The sequence below is a fragment of the Ruminococcus turbiniformis genome, from assembly GCF_020687545.1.
Lineage (GTDB): Bacteria > Bacillota > Clostridia > Lachnospirales > Lachnospiraceae > Mediterraneibacter > Mediterraneibacter turbiniformis.
Map to the genome: position 1 here is coordinate 126,774 of NZ_JAJEQX010000007.1, position 10,127 is coordinate 136,900.

Consider the following 10,127-nt stretch of genomic DNA (forward strand, 5'->3'; position numbering starts at 1 on the left):
GCTTATCTGCCTGTTTGAGAAATGAGGTGAACGTATGTCTTTTGGAACAAAGAGAAAAAAAGCAGTATTGGCAGAGCCGAAGATCCACTTCAGCTGGAAGGAAGCCAAACGCCAGAAGGCCCTCCTGATCTGGTCCGGAGTCATTCTGATCTACGGTATTATTTTTTACTATCTTCCGCTGGGCGGCTGGCTGATGGCTTTTCAAAATTACCGTCCGATTGACGGACTTTTTCACTCCAAGTTTGTAGGTCTTGAGAAATTTCAGCAGCTCTTTTCGGACGCGACATTTCTTCGGGTGATACGAAACACACTTGCTATGGGTGTACTTAATCTGGTAGTGACATTTATTACAGCAATCGTATTTGCTATTCTTCTTAATGAAGTACGCAATGCCATAGGGAAAAAGACGGTTCAAACGATTTCTTACCTTCCGCATTTTCTTTCATGGATCATCGTAACAGGGATTATTCATGACGCGTTGTCGGGAACAGGAATCGTGAATGAACTGTTGGTCAATCTGAACATTATTGATCGGCCCATTAATTTCTTTGCCCATAAGGAGTATTTCTGGCCTATTGTTGCGTTTGCGAATGTATGGAAGGAGACAGGGTGGAACGCCATTATATACCTTGCAGCCATTACATCAATTGATCCGTCGCTTTACGAAGCGGCAGCTATAGACGGAGCGGGAAGATGGGCGAAGATCAAGCACGTGACGCTTCCGGGAATCAGGCCGACAATCATGATTCTTCTTCTCATGAATGTGGGTAACGTACTGAATGCAGGATTTGAGATACAGTATCTGTTAGGAAACGGACTGGTCCAGAGCGTATCCCAGACGATAGATATCTATGTGCTGAACTGGGGCATCAGTCAGGGTGACTTCTCTATCGGTACTGCGGCCGGTATCTTTAAGAGTGTTGTAAGTATTGTCCTGATCGTGATTGCAAACCAGATCGCCAAACGAAACGGCGATGAGAGACTGTTCTAAGGAGGGGTGAAAATGAAAACAAAAAAGAAAATAAAAATATCGCCCGCGGACAAAGCATTTACAGTGTGCAATACGATCTTTATGGTCCTGTTTCTTATTATTACGCTGTATCCGATCCTTAATACACTGGCGATTGCGTTTAATGACGGGACGGATGCACTCAGAGGGGGAATATATCTTTGGCCAAGAAAATGGACACTGCAAAATTTTATCACAGTTTTGCAGAAAGACAATCTGATCACAGGTGCCTATATCACTGTAGCACGTACTGTACTTGGAACGGTTACGGCACTCCTTGCCAATGCCATACTGGCTTTTATTGTCAGCAGAAAAAGATTTTTATTTAAAAAGCAGCTGTCTCTTTTCTGGGTGATCACAATGTATGTGAATGGCGGTATGATCCCCACTTTCTTGCTATATAAAAGCCTTGGCCTGACTAACAGCTTCTGGGTGTATGTGATACCGGGGATGATCAGTGCATTCAACATGCTTGTGATCCGTACATATATGAACGGACTTCCGGATAGTCTGGAAGAATCAGCGCAGCTGGATGGCGCGGGGTATTTTACAATCTTTACAAAAATAATTTCACCGCTGTGTAAGCCTGTCTATGCTACGGTTGCTCTCTTTGTGGCGGTAGGACAGTGGAATTCATGGTTCGATGCCATGCTGTACAACAGGATGAATTCTGGCCTGACTACCCTGCAGTACGAACTGATGAAGCTCCTATCTTCTGTGACAAGCCAGGGATCGTCAGCTGAAGCTATGAAAAACGCGGCAGGATCCGTTACACCGGAAACTGTGCGGGCAGCGGCCTCGATACTGACGATGCTTCCGATCATTTGCATTTATCCTTTCTTGCAGAGATACTTCGTAACAGGACTTACTTTAGGAGGCGTAAAAGAATAATAATAATAATCGGAGGATAGAGGATGGACAGAAAAGAAGCGAGAAAAAGAGCGCAGGAACTGGTCTCAAAAATGACGACAGAAGAGAAGGCTTCTCAGCTCAGGTATAACTCACCGGGAATCCCAAGACTTAGTATCCCGGAATATAACTGGTGGAATGAAGGACTTCACGGAGTGGCAAGAGCCGGTACTGCCACTGTATTCCCACAGGCAATCGGGATGGCAGCGTCCTTTGATGAAGAATTGATCAGGGAAGTGGCGAATGTCATAGCTGTGGAGGGGAGAGCAAAATATAATGCCGCCTCCTCACATGGAGACAGGGACATTTACAAAGGACTTACCTTTTGGTCCCCTAATGTGAATATTTTTCGTGATCCCCGCTGGGGCAGAGGTCATGAAACATACGGGGAAGATCCATATTTGACTGCAACGCTGGGCAGAGCTTATGTGGAAGGACTTCAGGGAGACGGAGATACCATGAAGGCGGCTGCCTGTGCGAAACATTTTGCTGTACATTCCGGTCCGGAGGCACTGCGTCATGAATTTGACGCCGAAGTGTCTCAGAAGGACTTGGAAGAGACCTACCTGCCCGCTTTCAAGGCTCTTGTGAAAGAAGCACATGTAGAGGCAGTTATGGGAGCGTATAACCGTGTAAACGGAGAGCCATGCTGCGGCAGTACAACACTGATCAAAAACAAACTGAGGAACGAATGGGGATTCGAAGGTCATTTTGTCTCTGACTGCTGGGCAATCCGGGATTTCCATGAGAATCATATGGTTACAGGGACTCCTATGGAATCCGCAGCAATGGCTCTGAACGCAGGGTGTGATCTGAACTGCGGAAATACATATCTTCATATCCTGAATGCGTATTATCATGGCATGGTAACCGAGGAAGCCATCACTGAGGCGGCTGTACGGTTGTTTACAACCCGATTTTTACTGGGGCTTTTTGACGGAAGTGAATATGATAAAATACCATACACAAAGGTGGAATGTGAGGAACATCTCCGAATAGCACATAGAGCGGCCTTGGAGAGCATCGTCCTTCTGAAAAATGAAAACGGGATCTTGCCATTGAAAAAAGAAGAGATAAAGACAATTGGTGTGATTGGACCAAATGCGGACAGCAGGGCGGCTTTGATTGGGAATTATCACGGGACATCATCGGAATATGTGACAGTCCTGGAAGGAATCAGAAACTGTGCGGGAGATGGAATACGCATCTTTTACTCCCAGGGAAGTGACCTTTTCCGGGATAAAACAGAGGCTCTTGCCCGTGACATGGATCGCATTGCAGAGGCTGTAACCGTAGCGGAAAACAGTGATGTAGTAATCCTTTGTCTTGGCCTGGATGAGACTCTGGAAGGAGAAGAAGGGGATACAGGGAACAGCTATGCATCCGGTGACAAAGAGGATCTTCAGCTTCCACTCTGTCAGCGTAGGCTGATGGAAGCAGTGGCAAAGACAGGAAAACCAGTCGTCCTTTGTATGCTGGCCGGCAGTGATATTGATATGAGCTTTGCCAATAAACATTTTAAAGCAATCCTGCAGCTTTGGTATCCTGGCGCCTGCGGAGGAAATGCCGTGGCGGAGATTCTGTTCGGAAAAGAATCTCCTTCAGGAAAACTTCCTGTGACCTTTTATGAAACGCTGGAGGAGCTTCCTCCGTTTGAAGATTATTCTATGGAGGGACGGACTTACCGGTATATGAAAGGAAAAGCCCAGTATCCTTTCGGGTATGGACTGACTTATGGAAAAGCGGAAGTTGATTCAATGGTAGTGTCGGAGACAGAAACAGGAGCAGATGTATCTGTTCAGGTGAAAAATACAGGGGAAAGAGACATTTGTGAAGTATTACAGATTTATATCAAGTGCGAGGATTCTGTGTATTCGGTTCCTAACCCCCAGCTGTGCGGATTTCAGAGAGTGTGGCTCCACCGAGGAGAATGCAGAACACTCCTTGTAAACATCCCTAAGAAAGCGTTTACTGTTGTAGACGAAAAAGGAGATCGTATTACAGGGGGAAAACACTATACGATATACGCCGGCTTTTCTCAGCCTGACCTGAGAAGTGAGGAACTGACAGGTATGTTTCCTGTCCGGTCGGAATTCAGAAGAAAGTAAGCGGAACTTAAGAATGGAGAAAGCTATGAAGATTAATCTTGACAGCCCTGTCATTGCTTTTTTAACTACGGTCGCTGATTTTATGATATTGAACATTCTGTTTATTATATGCTGCGTGCCGGTCATTACGATCGGTCCGGCCATCAGTGCTCTTTACACGATTACCATGCGTGAGGCGAGACATGAGGGCGGATATATATTTAAACCCTTTTTTAAGGCATTTAAAAATAATTTCAGGCAGTCGTTTCTTTTATCAATATTATATTTTTTGGCAGGAGCAGTCCTTGTATTTGGCGTAAAGTTCTGGCAGGGAAAGTCGGGATTTTCTACATCTGATCAGGTGATGCTCGTGATCACGGGAGTATTTGTGGTTATCTGTATCTTTTCACTTCTCTATGTGTTTGCATTAACTGCCAGATTTGATAATACTGTTTTGAAAACAGTAAAAAATGCAGTGATCTTGGCTGTATTTAATCTGAAAGAGACAATCTTGCTGACCTTGATCTCTGCAGTTGTGATCATACTTATGATCTTTGCAAAAAGTGTCTGGATTTTTATGATGGTGGGCGGATTTTCTGCCTGTGCTTATGTGAAATCGTTACTGCTCATAAAAGTGTTCAGGCAGTATGAACCAGAGGAAGGAGAAATTTGAAATGACGAGAATGGTGATCGATCCAAACAGGAAACTGAGCAGGATCAGCAGAGAAATATACGGACATTTTTCCGAGCATCTCGGGAGATGTATTTACGAAGGTATTTATGTGGGAAAGGATTCGTCCATAGAAAACGTGAACGGAATGAGATCCGATGTAGTCGAAGCGCTGAAGCGGATACGGGTTCCCGTACTCCGGTGGCCCGGCGGATGCTTTGCGGACGAGTATCACTGGATGGATGGGATAGGTCCTGTGGATGCGCGAAAAAAGATGATCAATACAAACTGGGGCGGCGTGGTGGAAGACAACAGCTTCGGAACCCACGAATATTTTGAACTCTGCCGTCAGCTCGGATGTGAAACATACATTAACGGAAACCTGGGAAGCGGAACAATCAGGGAAATGTCTGAATGGATTGAATATATGACATTTGACGGTGTATCTCCGATGTCTGAACTTAGAAAGAAAAACGGTCACAGCGATCCGTGGAGGGTTGATTTCTTTGGCATCGGAAATGAAAACTGGGGATGCGGAGGAAACATGAATCCGGATTACTATGCGAATGAGTATCGGAGATACCAGACTTTTGTGCGTGATTACAACAGTAAACAGCACATTCAGAGGATTTGCTGCGGAGCACCCCATGAGGATTATGACTGGACGAAGGAGGTCCTTGCTACCTGCTTCCGGAGAACATCAGAAGAACAGCATGGCTTTATGGACGGCCTTTCTCTCCATTATTATGTATATCCGGAAGGAATTGAAATCAAAGGAAGCTCAACAGAATTTGACGAAAAAAGCTGGTATAAGACACTGAACAAGGCAGTGTATATGGATGAGCTTATTCGCAGACACGGCGCGATTATGGATGAGTATGATCCTGAGAAAAAAATCGGTATGATCGTGGATGAGTGGGGAACATGGTACACATGCGAGCCGGGTACAAATCCTGGATTCCTTTATCAGCAGAACACGATGCGGGATGCGCTGGTAGCGGGCATCACACTGAATATATTTAATAAACACAGTGACCGTGTGAAGATGGCAAACCTGGCGCAGATCGTCAATGTACTCCAGGCTGTGATACTCACCGAAGGAGAGAAGATGATAAAGACGCCTACATACCATGTTTTTGATATCTATAAATATCATCAGGATGCAGAACTTGTGGAAAGCAGTATTGAGACAAAACAGATCGGAGAAGAAGAAGAATGGCAGGTGCCGAATCTGACAGAGTCTGTATCCGTTGCACCGGACGGCACGATTCATCTTACGATGACAAACCTTTCTATTGGGGAAAGCTATGATATAGAAACGACGATTGTGGACAGAAATATTACATCGGTAAAGGGCGAGATCATTACAGAAGAAATGCATGCAATGAATACCTTTGATATGCCGGATCATGTGACGGTGGAAGCCTTCGACGGGACTTGGATCACGGAAAAAGGGATCCGGTTTACCATTCCTGCATGCAGCGTCCTGCATCTTGAACTGAGGTAAGATATTCATGGAAAATGAATGGTACAGGGGCTGTCGGAAATGTCTCCTGAGAGACTTGACTGAAAAAGAGTATTTCCGCAATATGTATGTCTATATTTCAAATCTTCCCGAAGAGGACAGGACACCGGAAGAGGAGTATGAGCGCAGACTGTCAAAGTGCAGAGAATGCGACCATTTGTTAAGCGGTATGTGCAGGATCTGTGGATGTTTTGTGGAGATGCGTGCGGCGATCGTTGTGAGGCACTGCCCGGACAGCACCCCTGAATGGTAGGGATATGCCTTAGTTGTAAACCGTAGGAAAAATGACAGATAGAATAAAAGCAGCTTCAACCAGGTGATGGAGAGGCTGCTTTTTAGGTGCTTAATTTAAAAGACCATAGTTATAACTTTGACGCCAGTTCATGCATTCAGAAGGATGCGGCGGAATATTCTTTAGGTTCAGATAATACCGGTACTGTAAGAATCTCCGGCGGCACCCCAAGTTCTCGGTGAAGACGACAAATGCTACGATCATATTGCGAAACATCCGATGGACGCAAAATGTGCGTATGAAAAGACTCCTCTTGATATATTTACGAAAGAAACAGATTATTTTGCCCTGGCAATTCATATCTTCAAACTTTTGAATAATGGATTTACGCCGTTCAATGGAATATAAGAAACTGTCTCTGCTTCTGTAGCTGCGCCGGGTGGATTGTATTTATCATTGGCGTTGTCTTTACGAGCATATCTTTACTGGAATTAGGCGGCAGCTCCCCGGGGATTAACCCGGACACCGTTGAGAATGTCCATGTATGGAGAGAGGCTGTTATATCTATCTTTTCGGTCGCGCTTTTGTGTTTTTGCAGTTGTTTGAGCGGTACCGTACTTGGGAATTTGGAATCAGAACAATCCGTCTGTCAGAATATTTATAACTGTTTCGGCGGCGGCGCTTCCGGACGCGTTTTCCGATCCTCGCAGATTCAGGGCAAAGCACCGTGTATGTCCGTCGTTCTCAAGAAAACCTACAAACCATCCGTTAGAGTTTTCGCCTTCGGACATACCGGTCCCGGTTTTGCCGTAGAGCTTCCCGGCGGGGGTATCACAGATGAACATGGCGTCTTTGACAGCCTGTATGTTTTCGGGAGAAAGGTCCCATTCATTTCGCAAAAGCCGGGCCAGAAGAATGACCTGTTCAACCGGCGAAATCTTAAGAGTAGATTCAGCCCAGTAATCGCTGATTCCTCCACTTAAATCACAGTTTCCATAGGAAATGCGGCTGTACCACTCAGACAGCGCAAAATATCCGATCTGGCTGTCCAGACTTTGAAAATACCAGTTTACTGAATTGTACATCGCGGTTGAAAGTGTCTGGTCTGCGTTCCAGGTATCGAAAGGATACTGTGTACCGTCCCAGGCCAGAGCGGAAACATCCGGTGAGATGACGCCTTCCTCGAGAGCAAACAGCGCGCTGTATATTTTAAAAGTGGAATCAGGCGATATACGTATGGTACTCTGCTCCATATTATAGATCTGATAGAGATCTTCAGACATATCATACAGGACAAAACTGCCGTCTGTTCCGTGAAAATAGGAGGAAAGGTCAATTGTTTCCACATTTTTCCCGGCAAAATCATATGTGCTGTCCGAAGAAGCGTAAGCGGTCAGAAGCGGGCTTGCGGCATACACAAGTAACGCCGCGAGAAGAAGGACGCAGATACCGCGTGCCTTTGTCGCCCGGGTTTCGGTCTTGTAGCCGGCAATTTTTTTTATGCGCTGCGCAATGACAGGTTTTCTGCCTCCCAGGCCGGACAGCGGAGAGAAAAAAGTGTTTCTGTGAAGTCTTTCAATATAGCGTATGAGAGTGCAGCCGTACGCCGCGGCCTGTTCCTTCCCTTCTGTCTGAATGACAGAGTGGTCACAGGCAAATTCCCTGTCCCGGCGCATCAGGGAGAATCCGTACCAGACCAGAGGATTAAACCAGTAGACAGTCTGGAGAATGCAGGCTAAATAGTTCCACAGCGCATCTTTTTGTCTGTAGTGCTGCAGTTCGTGCAGAAAGATAAAGCGGATATCTTCTTCAGAAAGTACGATGTCCATATCCTGAGGAATAATGACAGTCGGACGAAACAGTCCGTAGGAGACAGGGCTTGATATGCCGCAGGATGCATAGAGCGCTATACTGCGCCGGATTTTCAGGCTGTCAGTACATGAGCGGTATACTTTATACAGTTCTGGTTCGGTTTCGGCTGTAACAGGGCAGGAAGATATACGGATACTGTGGATACGGTACACGCTGTATAAAAAGTACAGCAGGGCAGTGACACAGCCGATGCCCCAGACTGCGCACAATACAGGAATGAGAGAGGAAAAGGAACCGCGTTCCGCAGCCACGGCGAGATCGGATAACCCGAGCTGTGCAGCCACGGACGGGCTTGAGAGATCCGGGGCAGCAAAGGAAGAAAAATCTGTCCGGGCCCGGTAAAACAGCGCGGATATACAGGAAATAAGCTGAGCCGGGCTTATCGCGCCAAAGGGAGAAAAGGGAAGAACGAGGGCAAGCAGGAAGAGATACCATATGCGGTACTGGCTGACAGGCGTAATATATTTTTCAAAAACTTTTTTAAAAAGCAGTATGCCTCCAAAAATGAGGATGATTATAAAATTACATAATAAAAAATGGACTGGAAAAGCCATATTCTGCCTCCGTGGGAAAATGTTCCGTGGTTTATTCCTACTAATGTAATAATTATAGAGGAGGAAAAACGAAAGGTCAAGAGGGGTTGTAAAAACAGGTTTGTTGTAAAATATAATGCGCCGGCTCCGGTTGCGGAGGATAATATTGACGCCCATATGCTCTTCGGCATGAACGGAAGCAATGTCCGGCTTACAATCTGCGGAGGGAAGACCGTGGCAAAAGACGGTGAGGCAGTCGGATTGGACGAAGAAAAGGTACTGTACGAGGCGGAGAAAGAAGCGGAGAAACTTTGGGAAAGGTTTTGAACGGGAAGCGTTTCTGCAGAAATGATAAGTAGAGTGATATAAATTTTATCAAATTAATAAAAAATTTATTGACATTTTGCTGATTTTAGTGTTATCCTTTCTACAGAAAGATTTTGAAAGGGAGGAATCACACATGAGTTTTCAGACAGTAATCACATCAGATAACGCTCCGAAGGCGATCGGCGCTTACTCACCGGGACTTTGCCTTGACGGACTTGTATTATTCTCAGGCCAGCTTCCGATCAACCCGGCTACGGGAAAGATCGAGACTGAGGACGCAAAGGGACAGGCTGAGCAGTCCATGAAGAACATCGGCGCTCTTCTTGAGGCAGCTGATCTTACATTCAAAGATGTTGTGAGAACAACAATCTATCTTGCAGATATCAACGACTTTGCAGCGGTTAATGAGGCATATTCTCAGTTTGTAGAGGAGCCGTATCCGGTGCGTTCCTGCATTCAGGTAGGAGCAATCCCGATGGGAGCGAAGGTTGAGATCGAAGTGACATGCGCGAGAGGAAGAATCGCGGCTCAGGAGTGCGAGTCCTGCAAATAATTGCGGAAGTACGCAGCTGTGCAGTTAAATTGTGCAGTTAAGTTATGGCGATGCCATATTGCAGTCTGCTGCGAACGGCAGCGGTTGCATTGTTAAATCATAAAATCCGCCTTCTTCTCTGTGGGGGAAGGCGGTATGCCCTCAGAAAAAAGCCTGACGTCGTCAGGTTTTTTTACATTGCAGAAATGATAGAATCCCGCGGAAATGATAAAACCCCCGGCGGAGTGCAACAGTTCCGCCGGGGGTTTTGGGAAAGGATAACAATATAATTAGGTTAGATCTGATTTTTATAAGTATGTCCGTTTTTCATAACGAAGTACACGTCTTTTAAAACAGACACGTCTTCGAGCGGGTTGCCCTTCACGGCGATGATGTCCGCCTGCCTGCCTGTCTCCAGGCTTCCTTTCGTC

At 45.9% G+C, this 10,127-nt stretch carries 9 protein-coding genes; 8 read left to right on the plus strand and 1 reads right to left on the minus strand.

The genetic code is table 11. The features are described 5' to 3' along the window. Nucleotides 1–34: 34 nt before the first annotated feature. The 6 genes from LKD70_RS05870 to LKD70_RS05895 are packed head-to-tail and all read left to right on the plus strand — an operon-like array spanning nt 35 to nt 6,453. Entirely contained in the window at nt 35–991 is a 957-nt protein-coding gene (locus LKD70_RS05870; protein WP_227707101.1) for an ABC transporter permease, read from the plus strand. Between the two features lie 12 nt (nt 992–1,003). Then, the gene (locus LKD70_RS05875; protein ID WP_227707102.1) at nt 1,004–1,900 is read left to right on the plus strand and encodes a carbohydrate ABC transporter permease; all 897 of its coding nucleotides are present in this window, start codon (nt 1,004–1,006) and stop codon (nt 1,898–1,900) included. Between the two features lie 23 nt (nt 1,901–1,923). Continuing rightward, nucleotides 1,924–4,026, plus strand: a complete 2,103-nt coding sequence (locus LKD70_RS05880; protein ID WP_227707103.1) for a glycoside hydrolase family 3 C-terminal domain-containing protein — start codon at nt 1,924–1,926, stop codon at nt 4,024–4,026. A gap of 25 nt (nt 4,027–4,051) precedes the next feature. After that, complete coding sequence (locus LKD70_RS05885; protein ID WP_227707104.1) at nt 4,052–4,678, plus strand: YesL family protein; 627 nt, start codon at nt 4,052–4,054, stop codon at nt 4,676–4,678. A gap of 1 nt (nt 4,679) precedes the next feature. Then, a complete protein-coding gene (locus LKD70_RS05890; RefSeq protein WP_227707105.1) occupies nt 4,680–6,182 on the plus strand; it encodes an alpha-N-arabinofuranosidase in 1,503 nt (500 codons plus the stop codon). A gap of 7 nt (nt 6,183–6,189) precedes the next feature. Next, nucleotides 6,190–6,453: a DUF6171 family protein gene (locus LKD70_RS05895; protein ID WP_087149891.1), complete on the plus strand. Its 264-nt coding sequence runs from the start codon at nt 6,190–6,192 to the stop codon at nt 6,451–6,453. 611 nt (nt 6,454–7,064) lie between these two features. Here LKD70_RS05895 and LKD70_RS05900 read toward each other — a convergent pair. After that, nucleotides 7,065–8,858, minus strand: coding sequence for a BlaR1 family beta-lactam sensor/signal transducer (locus LKD70_RS05900; RefSeq protein WP_227707106.1), 1,794 nt, complete (start codon nt 8,856–8,858; stop codon nt 7,065–7,067). On the opposite strand from LKD70_RS05900, the gene LKD70_RS05905 reads away from it, so the two are divergent. Together LKD70_RS05905 and LKD70_RS05910 are read left to right on the plus strand one after the other, a co-directional pair. After that, nucleotides 8,841–9,164, plus strand: coding sequence for a hypothetical protein (locus LKD70_RS05905; protein WP_227707107.1), 324 nt, complete (start codon nt 8,841–8,843; stop codon nt 9,162–9,164). The genes LKD70_RS05900 and LKD70_RS05905 overlap by 18 nt on opposite strands. Before the next feature lie 133 nt (nt 9,165–9,297). Beyond that, on the plus strand, nt 9,298–9,717 hold the full coding sequence (locus LKD70_RS05910) for a Rid family detoxifying hydrolase (protein ID WP_227707108.1): 420 nt from the start codon (nt 9,298–9,300) through the stop codon (nt 9,715–9,717). Nucleotides 9,718–10,127 lie beyond the last annotated feature (410 nt).